At 60.0% G+C, this 16940-nt stretch carries 20 protein-coding genes and 1 tRNA gene; 9 read left to right on the forward strand and 12 right to left on the reverse strand.

What is annotated here, in order from left to right; genetic code table 11:
- Window positions 1–38 precede the first annotated feature (38 nt).
- Entirely contained in the window at window positions 39–743 is a 705-nt protein-coding gene (locus tag BFN67_RS04755; protein WP_080918499.1) for a TIGR02281 family clan AA aspartic protease, read from the reverse strand.
- Window positions 740–979 carry a DUF1289 domain-containing protein gene (locus BFN67_RS04760; protein WP_080918500.1) on the reverse strand — a complete coding sequence of 80 codons (240 nt, stop codon included), beginning with the start codon at window positions 977–979 and terminating at the stop codon, window positions 740–742. The genes BFN67_RS04755 and BFN67_RS04760 overlap by 4 nt, the downstream gene beginning before the upstream one ends.
- A gap of 153 nt (window positions 980–1132) precedes the next feature.
- On the opposite strand from BFN67_RS04760, the gene BFN67_RS04765 reads away from it, so the two are divergent.
- Window positions 1133–2131 carry a nicotinate-nucleotide--dimethylbenzimidazole phosphoribosyltransferase gene (locus BFN67_RS04765; protein ID WP_080918562.1) on the forward strand — a complete coding sequence of 333 codons (999 nt, stop codon included), beginning with the start codon at window positions 1133–1135 and terminating at the stop codon, window positions 2129–2131.
- Window positions 2132–2148: 17 nt separating this feature from the next.
- On the opposite strand, the gene BFN67_RS04770 is transcribed toward BFN67_RS04765, so the two are convergent.
- A complete protein-coding gene (locus BFN67_RS04770; RefSeq protein WP_080918501.1) occupies window positions 2149–3678 on the reverse strand; it encodes a sensor histidine kinase in 1530 nt (509 codons plus the stop codon).
- Window positions 3679–3752: 74 nt separating this feature from the next.
- Here BFN67_RS04770 and BFN67_RS04775 point away from each other — a divergent pair, with 74 nt between their 5' ends.
- The 4 genes from BFN67_RS04775 to BFN67_RS04790 all read left to right on the forward strand — a co-directional run bounded on the left by BFN67_RS04775 (window position 3753) and on the right by BFN67_RS04790 (window position 6248).
- Window positions 3753–4376 (forward strand): thermonuclease family protein, encoded by a 624-nt coding sequence (locus BFN67_RS04775; RefSeq protein WP_080918502.1) that lies wholly within the window; start codon window positions 3753–3755, stop codon window positions 4374–4376.
- Window positions 4377–4418: 42 nt separating this feature from the next.
- A complete protein-coding gene (locus tag BFN67_RS04780; RefSeq protein ID WP_080918503.1) occupies window positions 4419–5030 on the forward strand; it encodes a glutathione S-transferase in 612 nt (203 codons plus the stop codon).
- Between the two features lie 6 nt (window positions 5031–5036).
- A complete protein-coding gene (locus BFN67_RS04785) occupies window positions 5037–5651 on the forward strand; it encodes a uracil-DNA glycosylase family protein (protein WP_080918504.1) in 615 nt (204 codons plus the stop codon).
- A gap of 105 nt (window positions 5652–5756) precedes the next feature.
- Complete coding sequence (locus BFN67_RS04790) at window positions 5757–6248, forward strand: Lrp/AsnC family transcriptional regulator (protein WP_080918505.1); 492 nt, start codon at window positions 5757–5759, stop codon at window positions 6246–6248.
- Between the two features lie 43 nt (window positions 6249–6291).
- On the opposite strand, the gene BFN67_RS04795 is transcribed toward BFN67_RS04790, so the two are convergent.
- The 4 genes from BFN67_RS04795 to moaA all read right to left on the reverse strand — a co-directional run bounded on the left by BFN67_RS04795 (window position 6292) and on the right by moaA (window position 9788).
- Window positions 6292–7161: an NAD(P)-dependent oxidoreductase gene (locus BFN67_RS04795; protein WP_080918506.1), complete on the reverse strand. Its 870-nt coding sequence runs from the start codon at window positions 7159–7161 to the stop codon at window positions 6292–6294.
- A 44-nt stretch (window positions 7162–7205) separates the two neighbouring features.
- Window positions 7206–7718 (reverse strand): molybdopterin-guanine dinucleotide biosynthesis protein B, encoded by a 513-nt coding sequence (gene mobB, locus BFN67_RS04800; RefSeq protein ID WP_080918507.1) that lies wholly within the window; start codon window positions 7716–7718, stop codon window positions 7206–7208.
- Window positions 7719–7766: 48 nt separating this feature from the next.
- Window positions 7767–8687: a DMT family transporter gene (locus BFN67_RS04805; protein WP_080918508.1), complete on the reverse strand. Its 921-nt coding sequence runs from the start codon at window positions 8685–8687 to the stop codon at window positions 7767–7769.
- 105 nt (window positions 8688–8792) lie between these two features.
- Window positions 8793–9788, reverse strand: a complete 996-nt coding sequence (moaA, locus tag BFN67_RS04810; RefSeq protein ID WP_080918509.1) for a GTP 3',8-cyclase MoaA — start codon at window positions 9786–9788, stop codon at window positions 8793–8795.
- A 222-nt stretch (window positions 9789–10010) separates the two neighbouring features.
- On the opposite strand from moaA, the gene BFN67_RS04815 reads away from it, so the two are divergent.
- Window positions 10011–10739: a class I SAM-dependent methyltransferase gene (locus BFN67_RS04815; protein WP_080918510.1), complete on the forward strand. Its 729-nt coding sequence runs from the start codon at window positions 10011–10013 to the stop codon at window positions 10737–10739.
- Window positions 10740–10770: 31 nt separating this feature from the next.
- The gene (locus BFN67_RS04820; RefSeq protein WP_080918563.1) at window positions 10771–11124 is read left to right on the forward strand and encodes a gamma-butyrobetaine hydroxylase family protein; all 354 of its coding nucleotides are present in this window, start codon (window positions 10771–10773) and stop codon (window positions 11122–11124) included.
- 10 nt (window positions 11125–11134) lie between these two features.
- On the opposite strand, the gene BFN67_RS04825 is transcribed toward BFN67_RS04820, so the two are convergent.
- The gene (locus BFN67_RS04825; protein WP_080918511.1) at window positions 11135–11530 is read right to left on the reverse strand and encodes a rhodanese-like domain-containing protein; all 396 of its coding nucleotides are present in this window, start codon (window positions 11528–11530) and stop codon (window positions 11135–11137) included.
- A gap of 185 nt (window positions 11531–11715) precedes the next feature.
- Between BFN67_RS04825 and BFN67_RS04830 the strand changes: the two genes are divergently transcribed.
- Window positions 11716–13560: a L,D-transpeptidase family protein gene (locus BFN67_RS04830; RefSeq protein WP_080918512.1), complete on the forward strand. Its 1845-nt coding sequence runs from the start codon at window positions 11716–11718 to the stop codon at window positions 13558–13560.
- Window positions 13561–13669: 109 nt separating this feature from the next.
- A tRNA-Val gene (locus BFN67_RS04835) sits at window positions 13670–13744 on the forward strand.
- 583 nt (window positions 13745–14327) lie between these two features.
- Here BFN67_RS04835 and BFN67_RS04840 read toward each other — a convergent pair.
- The 4 genes from BFN67_RS04840 to BFN67_RS04855 form a co-directional block, all read right to left on the reverse strand.
- Complete coding sequence (locus tag BFN67_RS04840) at window positions 14328–15158, reverse strand: hypothetical protein (RefSeq protein ID WP_080918513.1); 831 nt, start codon at window positions 15156–15158, stop codon at window positions 14328–14330.
- 114 nt (window positions 15159–15272) lie between these two features.
- Window positions 15273–15581, reverse strand: coding sequence for a HigA family addiction module antitoxin (locus BFN67_RS04845; RefSeq protein ID WP_080918514.1), 309 nt, complete (start codon window positions 15579–15581; stop codon window positions 15273–15275).
- 10 nt (window positions 15582–15591) lie between these two features.
- Entirely contained in the window at window positions 15592–15876 is a 285-nt protein-coding gene (locus tag BFN67_RS04850) for a type II toxin-antitoxin system RelE/ParE family toxin (RefSeq protein WP_080918515.1), read from the reverse strand.
- Window positions 15877–16222: 346 nt separating this feature from the next.
- Window positions 16223–16894 (reverse strand): phosphoglycolate phosphatase, encoded by a 672-nt coding sequence (locus BFN67_RS04855; RefSeq protein ID WP_080918516.1) that lies wholly within the window; start codon window positions 16892–16894, stop codon window positions 16223–16225.
- Between the last annotated feature and the right edge of the window lie 46 nt (window positions 16895–16940).

Consider the following 16940-nt stretch of genomic DNA (forward strand, 5'->3'; position numbering starts at 1 on the left):
GTCCTTTGTGCATTCAATTGAACGCACGGCGCTCTAAATCAATCACGCAGGATCATGCGGTCGCCGCGCACATCGAAGCCCGATAGCGAACCGATAAAATCCATGCCGAGCAGGCTGGTGCCCAGCGTTCCCGGTGCGGCGACAAGCACCGTCTTGTCGTGCCGCACGATCGCGCCGATGCCGATTTCGCTGACCCTGACGGCCGCCGCTTCGGTCCTGCCATTGGCCGTCGACACCGGCACCGTATAGCGAAGCTGATCGGGGTTGATGCCAACGGCGCGAGCGTCCGGGGCTGCGAGCACGGTTGACGTGGCGCCGGTGTCAACAACAGCGCGGATCGGCTTGCCATTGACTTCTATGCGCGCTTCAAAATGGCCGTTATTCGCTTTGTCGAGCGCCACAGTCGCACGGCCGTCCTCGGTTCCGAGCGCCAAAGGACTGCCGGGAACGAGGCCGGCCGTCACCCGGCTTGCGAAGTCCTGCAATTCGTAGCGGTATTGATAGCCGGCAATCAGCACCAGCACGATCAATACCCAACCGCCGAACTGCCGCGCCATGCCGCCCATGGAGCGGTGGGAGCGAAGCAGGCCGGCGCCGATCACGACAGCGAACAGGCCGAGCCAGACGAGTTGGCTGAAATCATGATTTTCGATTCCGAATGTACTGCCGGCGGAATTGTTGAAAATCAACAGGATAGCCGTAGCTGCAATGATGGCGAGCAGAACCCAAAGCAGGCCGTTCAAGATCCGATGACCTCGCCGCGTTCGCGCGCCATGCGGGCACGGCGGGTCTCGCGGCGCGGCTTGCGCTCGACGGTTTCCAGCCGCGCCGGCAACTCGGCCATGATGGTCCTGCGCGTTTCAGAAGTCATGTCCAGCCAGCCGGAAATCTCATCGCGCGTGCGGCCGCAGCCGAAGCAATAGCCCGTTTTCATGTCGATGGAGCAGACAAGAATGCAAGGAGATTCAATGGCTGTCATGGTATTTGTTCCGCGTTACCTTCCACATGGTGCAACTTGAATGGCAATGCAAGCCTGCCCAAAATCGCCGCAGGCTTGGCCAGGGACGCCATTGCGATTGTCTCGACGGTAGCGGGCAGTTATTGCGCTAATAACAACCAGATGGATGATATCATGACCAGCGGATTGCCCTTCGACGATATTCGCAGTTTGATTGTTGAGTTACCGCCCGCAAATGAGGCGGCGCGAAGCGGCACAATGGCAATATTGGGGCAGTCTCGCAGCCGACAAGGCGGCCTTGGACGGCTGGAAGAGATTGCGACATGGCTGTCGGCGTGGAGCGGGCTTTCCCCGCCGGTTATCAGAAAGCCGCTTGTCGCAGTCTTTGCCGGGAATCACGGCATTGCCACTCATAACGGGATTTCGACGCAGCCCATGACGGCGACCGCCGAGGCGGTCGAGCTTTGCGCCGCAGGCGGTGCAGCGGTCAATCAGGTTTGTCTCGCACACGATCTTGGCCTGAAGGTTTTCGATCTTGCCCTGCATATTCCGGCCGGCGATATCACCAAGGAGGCGGCGCTTGACGAGCGCGGCTGTGCTGCGACCATGGCCTTCGGCATGGAAGCGGTCGCCGGTGGCACCGATCTTCTTTGCCTTGGCGATCTCGGCGTGGGCAATTCAATTGTGGCGGCAGCATTGTTGAGTGCAATGTTGAATGGCAATGTTGGCGAATGGGTGGAAGAGGGCACCGATGTGGCGATGACGACGCGTCGGATCGAAGCGGTGGATGCCGCGCTCACACTTCACCGCGGGCATCTGGGAGATCCGCTCGAGGCGTTGCGGCGTGTCGGCGGGCGCGAATTCGCAGCTATTGCCGGCGCCATTGTCGCGGCGCGCGTGCAAAAGATTCCGGTCTTGCTGGACGGCCTGCCGGCGCTGGCTGCGGCCGCGGTGCTCAAGGCCGCCAATGCGGCGGCGCTCGACCATTGCATGCTGGCGAATCTACCCGTGGGGGCGGCCGGTCAAAAGGCTGCTCAGCAGTTTGGCCTAAGGCCGCTGCTTGAGTTTGGCCTGACCACGCAGGGTGGTGTCGGCGCGGCGCTTGCTGCGGGCCTGGTCAAAGCTGCCGCGCAGATCGCCTCGGGGTTGGCCGAGGTTCCGGCACGCCCCTGATCGTCGCCATGGCAGAGTCATCGCCGCCGCCCGCCGACAGCCGTTGTCATTTGCGTCGGCATCGCCGGCAATTCTTCTAGCACGCGCGTCGGCGGGAAAATGGCGATTGCCTCGGTGCCCTCGCGCAGCTTCGACAGAAGCTCGAACTCGCCGCCATGCATGGCCAGCAGACCCTGCACGATCGGCAGGCCAAGCCCGGTGCCTTGTTCGGCGCTCTTGATGGCGATGGAGCCCTGGCCGAAAGCCGACAGCACCACCGGGATCTCGTCGGCGGGAATGCCCGGACCGTTGTCCTTTACCGAAATGTATTGGCCGCCACCTGCCGTCCAGCCTACCCGAACCCGGACCTCGCCGCCGGACGGGGTGAACTTGATCGCGTTTGAAAGAAGGTTGAGCGCGATCTGGCGCACCGCGCGCTCGTCCGCAAAAAGCCGCGGCAGCACGGATTCGAAATCCTGCACGATGCGGATGTCCTTGTTGCGCGCCCGCAACTCCATCATATGACAGCAATCCTCGACGATCGAAAGCAGAGCGATCTGTTCCTCATGAAGTTGATAACGGCCGGCCTCGATGCGCGACAGGTCGAGAATCTCGTTGATGAGATCGAGCAGATGCTGGCCGGAATCGTGCACGTCGCGCGCATAATCCCGATAGGTAGGGTTGCCCATCGGCCCCAGCACCTCATTGCCCATGACTTCCGAAAATCCCAATATGGCGTTGAGCGGGGTGCGCAATTCATGGCTCATCGATGCCAGAAAGCGCGACTTCGCCAGGTTCGCTTCCTCGGCGCGCCGGCGCGCCTCGTCCGACATCGCCTTGGCGGTTTCGAGTTCGGCGATGAGCGCGTCGTTTTCCGAACGAAATGACAGAAACATCACTGACGAGCGATTCAGGTGATAGGCCACATAGGAGAAGAAGGGTAGGGCCACGACCAGCAATGCGACCATGATGGCTTCGGAAGGCATATCGAGGCGAGCGCCGGCATAGGCATAGACAAGGATGGGCAGGCCGAAAGTGGCGATCAACGCGCCGCTCAGCGATGCCGCCATGATAGCGGTCGCCGCCATGGCGAGAAGCATGATCACGGCCTTGACCACCTGGAACTGATCGAATGCGCAGTCGCCACAGCCGACGGTGGCGAAATACACCCAGCCGAGGCCGCTGACGAAATGGGCAAACAGGAAGTTGCGGCGCGTGCGGGCAGGCTTGATGTCTAAAGTGCCGGTCTCGTCGATGCGGCGCGCGATGATCGTTACGCCGGTGTAGCACAAGACGGTCAGCAGCGCCCAAACCAGCACCTGGCCGCTCAGCCCGGCAAAGAGGCCGGCAATGGCAATCGCCACCACCAGAAGCGGAATGGCGGTGGCGCTGCCGATCATCGCGCGGGCATGCAGCTTCAGCAGTTCGCGATCGAAAGCCGGATTGCCGACCCGTTGCGAGAGGCGATCGCGCGTCTGCCTCACGGTGCGCGCGACATCGCTGTTGCGGTGACGCCTGGAGCGGTCCACGATGATTTTGTCCGCTGTATTCGAGCGTTGCAACGACATGAAAATTCAACTTACGCGGGCGCCGAACTCAGTCGTCAACGCTATCTCGCAATGATTAAGACATTGTTTGCCATATGAACCGGAATTGGCGTGCAAGGCGGCGGCAAAGGCGTCCGGCGCCCTGGCGAAACCTGTGGCGCAAGCTTGCCGATTATGGCTTTGCCATCGGCCTGCTGCTGCTTCTGGCTTTTCTCGTGGCGCGGCTTGAAGAGCGTGACAGGCGCACTGAAACAGGGGCCGCTTCGGTGGTCGACGGCGACACGATCAGGCTGGGCCGCACGCGTGTGCGGCTGCGCGGCATCGATGCACCGGAAACCGCCCAGCTTTGCCGAAAAGACGGCACCGATTATGCGTGCGGCAAGCAGGCACGGCAGGCGTTGGCAAAACTCATAGCCGGACGTCCGGTCTCTTGCGATGGCTCGCGGCTGGATCGCTACGGCCGCCTGCTGGGCGATTGCAGCGCAGGCGATACGAACCTCAACCGGCAACTCGTTCTTTCAGGGTGGGCGGTCGCCTATGGCGATTTCGAGCACGACGAGGCAGCGGCGCGGGCCGATGGGCGCGGCATCTGGGCCGGCAGTTTCGAGCGGCCGCAGGAGTGGCGGCGACGGCACGAAAGGCCGGACGCGACAACCGAGATGCGCGATCATACGCGGCCATCGTTGTTGACGCGGCTACGTGAACTCTTTCGTTTCTGACGATGAAGGTCCTATGATTGCGGTGACGATAAGGAGACGCAAATGAAGCTTTTCGACGGTGGCCGCGCGCCCAATCCTCGCCGCGTGCGCGTCTTCTTGGCGGAAAAGGGCATGGAGATACCGCTCGTTGCGGTGGATATGGGCGCGATGGAGCACAGGCAACAGGCTGTCGCCTCGCGAAATCCGTTGCAGCGTCTGCCGGTGCTGGAACTGGACGATGGCACGATCCTGACTGAATCGATCGCCATCTGCCGCTATTTCGAGGAACTTCAGCCCGATCCTGCCTTGTTCGGCAAGGGCGCACTTGGCAAGGCCTTGGTCGAGATGTGGCAAAGGCGTGTCGAACTCAATCTGTTTCACGCCGTTGCGCAGGCTTTCCGGCATATCCATCCGGCGATGAAGGAATGGGAGGTGCCGCAAATTCCCGAATGGGGCGAAGCCAACAAGCCGAAGGCGCTGGCTTTCCTGCAACTGCTCGACACGGAATTGGCCGACCGCGAATTCGTCGCCGGCGATAATTTTTCGGTTGCTGACATCACCGGTATGATCGCTGTCGATTTCATGAAGCCGGCCCGCATCGCCGTGCCGGAGGATTGCGGCAATGTGCTGCGCTGGCACAAGGCCGTTTCCGGCCGTCCCAGTGCCCGCGCCTGATTCCTTATGACTGACCTCGATCGACTGCTTGGCGCAATCAGCGCGTGCCGCATCTGCGTTGACAACCCGCACGGCAAGCCGTTGCCGCACGAACCGCGACCCGTGGTGGTGGCGTCGCGCGAGGCGCGCATCCTGATCGCCAGCCAGGCGCCGGGCACCAAGGTGCATGCCAGCGGCAGGCCGTTCACCGACGCTTCCGGCGACAGGCTGCGAGACTGGCTCGGCGTCAGCCCGGAAGAATTCTATGATCCGGCCAGGTTCGCCATCGTGCCGATGGGGTTCTGCTTTCCCGGTCAGGATGCAAAGGGATCGGATCTGCCGCCACGCCGCGAATGCGCGCCGGCCTGGCGCGAACCGCTGATGGCGGCCATGCCGCAGATCGACCTTGTGCTGACCATCGGCCTGTATGCCCAATCCTGGCATATGGGCAAGTTGCGGCGGGCTTCGCTGACCGAAACAGTGCAGGCGTGGCGAGCGGTCTGGGATGCGCAGGCCGAGCGTAAGGTGTTGCCCCTGCCGCACCCGTCATGGCGCAATACAGGATGGCTCAAGCGCCATCCCTGGTTCGAAACGGATTTGCTGCCTTTCCTGAGAGCGGAAATCCGGCATCGAATTGGTTGACGAACGCGCAAAATATCACTCGTATACGCGGGATTTTTCAGAATTTCTTTCTTGTAATGGGCGGTATATGGCGGATGATAGGGAAATCATTCCGGAGATGCATTCATGGACCGCCTCGACAGAAAAATTCTGCGGCTTTTGCAAGAGGACTCGACCTTGGCCGTCGCCGATGTCGCCAAGAAGGTGGGATTGTCCACGACGCCCTGCTGGCGGCGAATCCAGAAACTGGAGGAAGAGGGGGTCATCCGCCGCCGCGTGGCGGTGCTGAGCCCCGAGAAGATCAATGTGCGCGTCAACGTCTTCGTGTCGATCCGCACCAACTCGCACAGCCATGAGTGGCTGAGGCGCTTCTCGGAGGTGATCCAGGACTTTCCCGAAGTGGTCGAGTTCTACCGCATGAGCGGCGATGTCGATTACCTGCTGCGCGTCGTGGTGCCGGATATCGCCGCCTATGATGCGTTCTACAAGCGGCTGATCGCCAAGATCGAAATCCGCGACGTGTCGTCCTCCTTCGCCATGGAGCAGATCAAATACACGACCGAGATGCCGCTGGACTATATGGTTCTGGACAAGGAATCAGGAGCGAACGCAGCCTGACAGCCGGCTGCGTTCGGCGCGATCAAACGGATTTGCCGGGCGCTTACCGCTCCAGCCGGGCGAGCAGGGCAGAAGTGTCCCAACGCCTGCCGCCCATCGCCTGCACGTCCTTGTAGAACTGGTCCACCAGCGCCGTGACCGGCAGGCTTGCGCCGTTGCGGTTGGCCTCGTCGAGGCAGATGCCAAGATCCTTGCGCATCCAGTCGATAGCGAAACCGTGGTCATACTTTCCGGCATTCATGGTCTTGTGCCGATTTTCCATCTGCCATGAGCCGGCGGCGCCCTTGGAAATCACCTCGACAACCTTTTCGATATCGAGCCCGGCCTTCTTGCCGAAATGGATGCCTTCGGACAGGCCTTGCACCAGCCCGGCAATGCAGATCTGGTTGATCATCTTGGTGAGTTGGCCGGCGCCCACCGGCCCCATCAGGCCGACCATGCGGGCAAATGCGTCGACGACGGGGCGGGCCTTGTCGAACGCGCTCTGCTCGCCGCCGACCATCACGGTCAGCACGCCGTTTTCCGCACCGGCCTGACCGCCGGAAACCGGCGCGTCGAGGAAGGAGAAGCCCCCTTGCTTTGCCGCGTCCGCGAGTTCGCGCGCGACGGCGGCCGATGCCGTGGTGTTGTCGATGTAGATCGCGCCCTTCTTCATGGCCGCAAACGCGCCATTTTCGCCGATGGTCACGGAGCGCAAATCGTCGTCGTTGCCGACACAGGAAAAGACGAAATCCTTGCCTTCAGCCGCCTTTGCAGGCGTATCGGCCAGCGCGCCGCCATGTTGCGCCACCCATTTTTCCGCGGTCGCGGTGGTGCGGTTGTAGACGGTGACGTCATGGCCGCCCTTGTTCTTGAGATGCCCGGCCATGGGGAAGCCCATGACACCGAGACCAAGGAAAGCCACACTTGCCATATCCAAATCCTTTCAACTCGTTGTGCCGTTTTCTTACGACGCAGCTATTGTTCAATCAATCCGGTTGCCCGTTCGACGAAATCGGCCATGGTTGCTATGTCGTCGAGATCGAAGACAGGCAGCGTCTCGCCAGGCTGTGCATGGTCGGCTGCGATGGCGACGATGTGGGGATCGGTGGCCGCCAGGGGTTCCTTGCTTTTTCCTTCACGGCGGCGCGCCTCGATCTTGAGATGGGATTCGCGCTTGTAGCCCTCGACCAGGACGAGATCGCAAGGCGAGAGCCGTGCCAGGATCGTCGCCAGCGTCGGCTCATCCTCGCCCTGCAATTCATGCATCAGCGCCCAGCGGCGATTGGACACGATGGCGACTTCACAAGCCCCCGCCTGTCGATGGCGGAAACTGTCGGTGCCTTGCTTGTCGATGTCGAAGTCGTGATGGGCGTGCTTGACCGTCGCCACGCGCCGGCCACGCCGGGTCAGTTCGGCCACCAGTCGTTCCGTCAGTGTTGTCTTGCCGGAATTTTTCCAGCCGGTGATGCCGAAGACGCGTTGTGTCATTCGGGTGAGGCTCCTTGCAATGCTCGGCGATGACTCAGGCAGACATGCCTATATGCCGTCCGGAGCCATGGCCGGTCCAGTGCTTTCGGCGGCGGTGTTGTGTTTGCCGACGGTACGCTCGCGATAAAGCATGTAGATGCCGGAGCAGACGATGACGATCGAGCCCGCGACGGTCGGGATATCGGGGAAATCGCCGAAGATGACGACGCCGAGCAGGATGGCCCAGAGCAGGGCGGTGTAGCGGAACGGGGCGATGAAGGAGACGTCGCCGACGCGCATCGCCTTGATGATGAACTGGTAGCCGATGAACAGAAGCACGGCGGCCAATGCCAGCAGCCCGGTTTCGCGCGGCGCCATCGGTGTCCAGCCTCCCATCGGCGGGGTCAGGACAGCACCGAGCAGGGTGATCGCAACCGCGGTCACGGTGGAGATCAGCAATGTCGGGACGTCCTCGGTGATCTGCCTGGTGACGAGGTCCCGGACGGCGCAGAAGACGACGCAACCCATGACCAGGAGCGAATAGGCGCTGAAGCCCTCGAAACCGGGCCGGACAATGATCATGACGCCGGTAAAGCCGGCGGCAATGGAAAGCCAGCGGCGCCAGCCGACGCCCTCGCCGAAGAACAGCGCGGCACCGATGGTCACGGCCAGTGGCAACGCCTGCTGCACGGCCGACACATTGGCGAGAGGGATATGCGAAAGCGCGACGAGATACGTGATCGTGCCGCCGGCTTCTCCCAGCGTGCGCCAAAGGATCAGCGGGTGGAGGGCGGCGCGCAGTGACCTCAAGGCGCCCTGCTGCCAGGCGATCGCCCCGATGAGCACGGAAGCGAAAAGCCCCCTGACCAGAATGATCTGGCCGATATTCATGGATTCGGAAGCGAGTTTGGTGATCGCGTCATTGGCGGTGAACACCGCCATGGCCACCACCATGAACAGTGCGCCGCGAAGATTTGGGGGCAGGGACACCAGAGCGATTCCGATTGCCGGTCGGCCAATGCTCTAGCAGCGCTTGCGCGGTCAGCAACGGCAAAGCGATGGGCCACAGATCGTGAACCGGAAAGCCGGTGCCGGTCAGCCGCCGGTAACGCTCATATGCCTGGAAACCGAGGGCCGATTGGTGCGGCGATCGATGATGAAATCATGGCCTTTCGGTTTGCGTCCGATCGCTTCATCTATTGCCGACGCCACAAGGTCGTTGCCTTCCGAGGCGCGCAGCGGCGCTCTGAGATCGGCGGCATCGTCCTGCCCGAGGCACATATAGAGCGTGCCGGTGCAGGTGAGGCGCACCCGGTTGCAACTCTCGCAGAAATTATGCGTCATCGGCGTGATGAAGCCGAGTTTCCCGCCTGTTTCGGCTATCTCGACATAACGCGCCGGGCCACCGGTCTTGTAGGGAATGTCGGTCAGCGTGAATTGCTGCTCCAACTGGGCGCGCAGCAGCGACAATGGCAGATATTGATCGGTGCGATCTTCGTCGATCTCGCCCATCGGCATGGTCTCAATCACAGTGAAATCCATGCCGCGCCCATGCGCCCAGCGCAGCATTTCGGGGATTTCGACGTCGTTGAAGCCTTTCAGCGCGACCGCGTTCAGCTTGACCCTGATGCCGGCCGCCTGCGCGGCATCGATGCCGGCGAGAACCTTGTCCAGATGACCCCAGCGGGTGATGGCGTGGAATTTGTCGGCATCCAGCGTATCGAGCGACACATTGATGCGCCTGACGCCGCAATCGGCCAGTTCCGTGGCGAAGCGCGAGAGCTGCGAGCCGTTGGTGGTCAGCGTCAGTTCGTCCAGCGCGCCGCTCTTGAGGTGGCGGGAAAGCTCACGAATCAGATGCATGATGTTCTTGCGCACCAGCGGTTCGCCGCCGGTCAACCTGAGCTTCCTCACGCCCTTTTCAATGAAGACGGCACAAAGCCGGTCGAGCTCTTCCAGCGAAAGCAGGTCCTTCTTCGGCAGGAAGGTCATGTCCTCGGCCATGCAATAGACACAGCGGAAGTCACAGCGATCGGTGACGGAAACGCGCAGATAGCTGATCGTGCGGCCGAAAGGGTCGACCATATCCATTTGACGTTCCTTCGCTGCTGACGCATGCCGGCATCGTAACGACGTTCCATGCGCATCGTGGCTTCGTTATATATGACTATGTGATACGATCCAGCCTTTGGTTCAAGACGGGCGGGTTCGACCTTCGGTCATGTTTTCGGAGCGACTTGCCGGAACGCGCTTCGCGGGCGCACAACATGCAGCGATTGCCGGGGCAGATAGCCAGGATCCAGACAGCAGGCCATGACGCAGAACATTTACGACGATCCGGAATTCTTTCAGGGTTATAGCGGCTTGCCGCGCTCGGTGGACGGGTTGGAGGGCGCGCCGGAATGGGCGTCTTTGCGGGCGCTGATTCCGCCGCTGGGCGGCAAGAGCGTCGTTGACCTCGGTTGCGGCTTCGGCTGGTTTTGCCGCTGGGCCAGAGGCGAGGGCGCGGCAAAGGTTCTCGGCGTCGACGTATCGCACAACATGCTGGAACGGGCACGGCAGCAGACGCATGGCGGCGCGATCCGTTATGTTCGCGCCGACCTGGAAGAGCTCTCCTTGCCGAAGGAATCCTGCGACCTGGTCTATAGCTCGCTGGCGTTTCATTATGTCGCGGGGTTCGAACGGCTGTTCAGTGTCGCATATTCGGCGTTGCGGCCCGGCGGATGTCTGGTCTTTTCGGCCGAGCATCCCCTGTTGACCGCACCTTCGCGGCCCGGCTGGGTGACGGATGCCGAAGGCCGCCCGACATGGCCGGTGGATGATTACCTGGTTGAGGGCGCGCGCGTGACCAACTGGCTGGCGCCGGGCGTGGTCAAGCAGCACCGGACCATCGGAACCTATACGCGTCTTCTTCTTGAGGCGGGATTTGCGCTGACCCATCTGGAAGAATGGGGGCCGAGTGATGCCCAGATCGAAGCCAATCCGGCCTTGGCGCAGGAGCGCCAGCGCCCCACCTTCATGTTGTTTGCGGCACGGCGCTGACCGCAACGTCACCACCAAGTCAGGAACGACGATGACTGCCCCCACCGAACTGCGCGTTTCCAAGGATCGCAAGCTTCTGGCCGTGACATTTCCCGGCCATGGCCCGTTTGAACTGCCGGCGGAAATGCTGCGCGTGCTGTCTCCATCGGCGGAGGTGCAGGGCCATTCGCCCGACCAGCGCGTGACAGTGCCCGGCAAGCGGGACGTGACGATCGTCAAGATCGAACCGGTCGGCAATTATGCCGTGCGCATCACCTTCGACGATTTCCACGACACCGGCATTTTCACATGGGCCTATCTGCGCACGCTGGGCGAAGAAAAGGAAAGCCGCTGGCAATCCTATCTCGATGAACTACAGGAAAAGGGAATGAGCCGGGATCGCTGACGCCCTCGGCCTACTCCTTCTTTTCAACTGTTTCGACCGGCAGGCGGGCCTTTTTCCAGGCTCCAAATCCACCCTCTATATGCTTGACCGGTGACAGGCCCATATCCTGCGCCGTCTTGGTGGCGAGCGCCGAGCGCCAGCCGCTGGCACAATAGAAGAGGAATGTCTTGCCGGAGGCGAAGAACGGCTTGTGATAAGGACTTTCCGGGTCGATCCAGAATTCCAGCATGCCGCGCGTAACGTGTTTTGCGCCGCGTATCTTGCCGTCCCGCTCCAGTTCGCGAGGATCGCGCAAGTCGATGAAGACCGTGTTCCCGTCATCAAGCAGGCGCGCCGCATCTTGCGGCGAGACCGCTTCGATCTCGGCATTGGCTTCATCCAGAAGCTGACGGTATCCCTTTTTCATGGCTGCTCCTTCCGTTTCGGGTCGTCACGCGGTTGTGACGTCGTTGCATCAGCATATTTCGAAAATTTATGAATGCTTAACGAAATCCGTATGAATCGGTATAGTCGCTTGATACATCCCTCCAGGTGATCGGCGAAATCGTCCAGCGGCGCGCAGAGGACCGGCACCTGCCGGAGCGGTGATCCATGAAGTCGTTCGAAAAGAAGTCCCTCACGCTGCCTTTGGCCGCGCTTGCGGCAACGCTTGCTTTCGGTATTCCGCAGGCGCGCGCGGAAGGGCTTTTCGACATGCTGTTCCGCAACCAGCCGCGCCATGAGGAGCCGCGCGGGAAATTTCCGCCGGCCCCCAAGGTGCACCGGGCGGTTCCGGTCAAGCGCATCTCAAGCCCGACCTACAACACCTACAAGGCCGATTCGCTCAAGAAGGTGGATTTCGCAGCCTTGGTGGCGGCGCCGCAAAACGCGGCTTTTGCGCCGGATGCCGCCGATTCCGTTTTTCGGAACGCGCTGGGCGGATTGGATGGCTATGATCTTTATGCCGAGGGCAATATCGGCAAAGCCCTCGTCGCCTATTATTCCAAACATCCCGATTTCATCTGGGTCACGGGAACAAGGCCGAACGCGCGAGCCGACGAGGCTTTGCGGGTGCTCGGCGAGGCGGACAGTTTTGGGCTGGTGCCATCCGATTATTCGGTCGAGGCGCCGGCTGCCGACGCCGCCGGGCCGGATCGTGAAAAGAACCTGATCCAGTTCGAAATGGCGCTGTCGGCGCGTGTTCTGCGCTATATCCACGACGCGCAGAATGGCCGTATCGATCCGGGCCGTATTTCCACCTATTACGATTTCCCCACCAAGCCGCTCGATCTCGTGGGTGCCCTCAATGCGCTGGCCCATACCGAGGAAGTGCGCACCTATCTCGAATCGCGGCATCCGCAGAATCCGGAATTCCAGGCATTGCGCGTGGAGCTTGAGGCGCTTGAGCAAAGCTCCGAGAACGAGATCGTCGTCGATCCGGATCTGCTGCTGAAGCCCGGTGAAACAAGCGCCGAACTGCCCAAGCTGCTGACCTTGATCGCCCGCAATCTCGACGACGACATGGGTGGCCGCTACGGGCCGACCCTGGCGGTCCTTTCCACCAGCGAGACTTACACGCCCGAACTGGTTCCCGTCATCGAGGCGGCGCAGAAAAAGGCAGGCCTGAAAACGGACGGCGTCATCGGTCCGCGCACGGTCGGTGCATTGGCCGGATTGTCGAAGGCCGACCGGCTGGAGAAGGTCAAGATCGCGATGGAGGAGTTGCGCTGGTTGCCCTCCGATCTCGGCAGCCCGCGCGTTTTCATCAACCAGCCCGCCTTTACCGCAAGCTATATCGAAGGCGGGCAGGAAAAGCTCAAGACGCGCGTGGTCATCGGCCGCACCACCAACCAGACGTCGTTCTTCTACGATCAGATCGAGGAGGTGGTTTTCCATCCCTATTGGGGCGTTCCGCAGTCGATCATCGTCAACGAGATGTTGCCCCGGTTGCGGCGCGATCCGGGTTATCTTGACCGCGCCGGCTACGAAGTCACGGATTCCAAAGGGCGGCGAATCCCGTCTTCCTCAATCAACTGGAACCGTTTCGGCGGTAAGGTCCCTTACAATGTTCGCCAATTGCCGAGTGAAGCGAACGCGCTTGGCGAACTCAAGATATTGTTTCCCAACAAGCATGCCATCTACATGCATGACACGCCGCAGAAATCGTTCTTCAAGCGTGACGTGCGGGCGCTGAGCCATGGCTGCGTGCGCCTGCAGGACCCGCGTGGAATGGCGGCGGAAGTGCTGGGCACCTCGGTCGACCAGATCGCGCAGGACCTCAAGGGAGGCCATTCGCGCGCAAAGGTCACGCGCAAGATTCCGGTTTACGTGGCTTATTTCACGGCCTGGCCGGACATGGCGGGCAAGGTCGAATATTTCAACGACATCTATGGTCGCGATGCGCATGTCGAGCAGGCTTTCGAGGCGACAGAGGCGGTTCGCCAGCCTGCGACCTGACCTTCGCGGCGGGACTGCGCAGGGCATTGCGCTATGCGCGATCAGGGGAGTTGACTTCCGCAATGCGGCTCCCTTATATCGCGGCGCAGACTGCCTTACCGGCGGTTTCGGGCGATTAGCTCAGCGGGAGAGCACACCCTTCACACGGGTGGGGTCGCAGGTTCAATCCCTGCATCGCCCACCATTTTCTACAGCATATTCAGTCACTTATTGCGAGTTCCGTTTTTGCTATCCGGCAAGGAACGGAGACCATCGGCAGAACTTGGCATGGAAATCCGCGGATTTTCCGTGGACTGTTTCCTCGTTTGTTCACGGGCGCCGGCAGCAAATCAGTCTTCTTTGATTCTTCCGATGCTACGACGTGCTCGTAGAATCGGGCCGAAACCGCGTCTCTCCATGTCCCGGTGGCCAGCAGGCCGCCATAGCGCCGCATCCACGTCGCCCATGTGTGTACACGCGTCAACCTGAATGGCGGATGGATAAAAATCCTGTCAACTACGGCATCGACATCAATATCGACAGTGCGTCGAACTACATAAAGACGTTGATACTTAAAGGAAACGTAGGAAGGGTGGCAATAGTGAATCAGCCGCTCTTCTCGACAGTCTTTCCTCGGACAACACAGGTGAATATCACCGGCAATACGTTCCTCGCTGACGATGGGTCGCAAAACAGACGATCAATTTTGTCCAGAATGCGGCATCTGACAAGTGGAATGGCGTGGTCTAGAACAATATGGCTACTGTATTGGACAAACCTAACAACAGCTAAGGGAACATCTCATCCCCAATGTCTTCTAACAACTGCGTCCGAGTGTCAGCATCGATGGCGCGTTCCCATGCCTTTGCCTGAGTTTCCAGCGCGGACTTCAATTCGGGAAGCAATCGATTAGCCTCGTCTGCTTCTACCCGCCATTCATGCCAACGATTCCGCGATTCGTCATTTGGGAAGTAGCGGCCTCGTTCATATTTCTCCCATGAGGCGCGATTATCATACGCGCGCTTGCCGGCATTCGAAATGGCCTGGTTTATTCGATTTAGAAACTTCTGATCGATATCGAATTGGTCAAGCCTCGCCATCATGAGGATGTCTAGAAACTTCGTCCGTGGGGAGAAAGCCCAAAGGCGGTCGGCGTAAATGTACCATTGATCACTACTCATCGCTGTTGTGGCTTCGTCGGAACTTGTAAATGGCGGGAGTGGAGGGGGCGGAAACGGCTCCCATGAGATTTGCTTTAAAACCCGCCTTGCCAGTACTGACTTTTTGAGGGCAGAAATGCCCTCGTCATCGACGATTTTCTTGAATTGCGCTGTGCGATAGTCTCCACAGTAAAGAAAACAAAGAATGGACAACCATTGATCCAAGGGGAGTAGACTAGCAACATAAGCGACCGTCATAATGCAGAGCGCCGTAATCGTTGCCCATAGGGGCGGTGTTAAAAGCCAAGCCCAAGCCAAGTCCCATAACGACCAAAAAGCCATTAATATTTGTGGGCTCTGCTCTCGTAAGCTAGCCAAAGAAGATAAGTTGAAAATACCGACAAGAACCGCGGCGGCAGCAAAAAGAGGGACAATGAGAAGAGGACGAAGGCGTTTCATCCTCTCAATTTGCTCCCAGTCACTTAATAAGTGATTTGCAATCTGAGCTTTTAAAACACCGTCGCCGGGCCGCAATTCTTGTTGTCTTTCAAAGAGTGCATTCGGTACGAGGAATTATGCTGCCAACCGAGCCTCGGCGTAATTGTCGATAGCGGCAATCTCGTCCTTCTTGACGGCTCCTTCAGTGGCCAGATCGTAAGCGGTCTGCATGTTCATCCAGAACTGCGGCGTGGTATCGAAGAACTTAGCCAGCCGAAGCGCGGTGTCGGGAGTGACCGGGGTGTGCTCGGCAACTAGGCGCTCGATACGTGTGCGCGGCACATGGAGATACTTCGCCAGCGTATAAGGCTTGAGCTTGAGCGGTACGAGGTACTCCTCGCGCAGAATTTCGCCAGGATGAACAGAAAAGCCAAGAGTGGTCATAACGTTCTCCTCAGTCGTGGTAATCGGTTATTTCAACGTCTTCCGGGCCGGCATCGGTCCAGCGAAAGCAAAGCCTAAACTGTGTGTTGACCCAAATCGCATGTTGCCCGGCGCGATCCCTCTCCAAGGGATGAAGTTTGTTGCCGGGCGGCGATTTCAGATCGTCAAGAACAGCCGCATTGTCGATCATCACCAGTTTGCGCCGCGCCGCCTTGATTAGGTCGGGAGGGAAACCTTTCGGAGATTTCCCCGCAGCAATCGCCGCTGTCGTCTTATCCTTGTACGAACGGATCATGCTGCCCTTCTAGGCCGTACCATGTCATGATACGTTCCAGATTTCAACTTAAAAGTGGAATGTCACGTTAAACGTGAAAGTCATCCGATCCCGTACGTCTCGGATCGTGGGAAAGGTGTTCTCTGTCCCTGCCATCCGTTTGCCTCCCGAAACCGAACCGGAACAAAAAGCCCGATCCGTGGAAGAACCGGGACGCGATCAAGGCCGCTCGCGGCTTTTCAGGCAGGTCGAGCGAAATGGCGTTCTCTCGCAGCGTGGAGCGTTGGCTGCCGCCTCTGTCGATACATTCGCCGGGATAGAAGCTCGAACGCGGCGTATCGCGGTATATGATCAGGCGGCCGGTGGATCAACCAATCAGCCTGTTGGCCAGATCGACGGTCAATTCATTAAAATGCGAGATGACGACCGACGGCTCGAATTCGCTGACATGGCGGTCCGTATAGCCGAAATCGACCGCGACGACCGGAATGCCTGCCGCCTTGGCGGTGTCGATATCGGTTCTCGAATCGCCGACCATGACGGCTTTGGCCGGATCGCCGCCGGCCAGTTCGATGGTCTTGAGCAGATGACGGGGATCGGGCTTTCGGAACGGAAACGTGTCTTGCCCGGCGATTGCGGTGAAGTGCCTGGTCAATCCCAGAGCCTCGATCAGCGCAAGGGAATTCGCTTCGTATTTGTTGGTGCAGACCGCGACCAGAAAACCGGCATCCTCGAATCGCGCGATCGCCTCGATGACGCCGGGATAGGGGCGGGACTTGCCGGGAATATTGGCCGTGTAGTGATCGATGAACAGCTTGAGCAGGCGCTCATGCTCTTCGACAGTCAGTGGCTTTTTTTTCTCGGCAAAGGCCCGTTCGATCATGGCGCGGCCGCCATTGCCGACGAAACGCTTGAAACCGAGATGGTCGACGGCCGGCAGCGCTCCGGCGGCAAGGCTGTGATTGAGACTTTCCAGTAGATCAGGCGCGGTGTCGATCAAGGTGCCGTCGAGGTCGAAAACGATGATCGGTCGTGTCATGTCTGCTCCTGCCAATTTGCTGCACCCGCGATAGCCCGTGCCTGTG

The sequence above is a fragment of the Manganibacter manganicus genome, from assembly GCF_002075885.1.
In the GTDB taxonomy this organism is placed as follows: domain Bacteria; phylum Pseudomonadota; class Alphaproteobacteria; order Rhizobiales; family Rhizobiaceae; genus Mesorhizobium; species Mesorhizobium manganicum.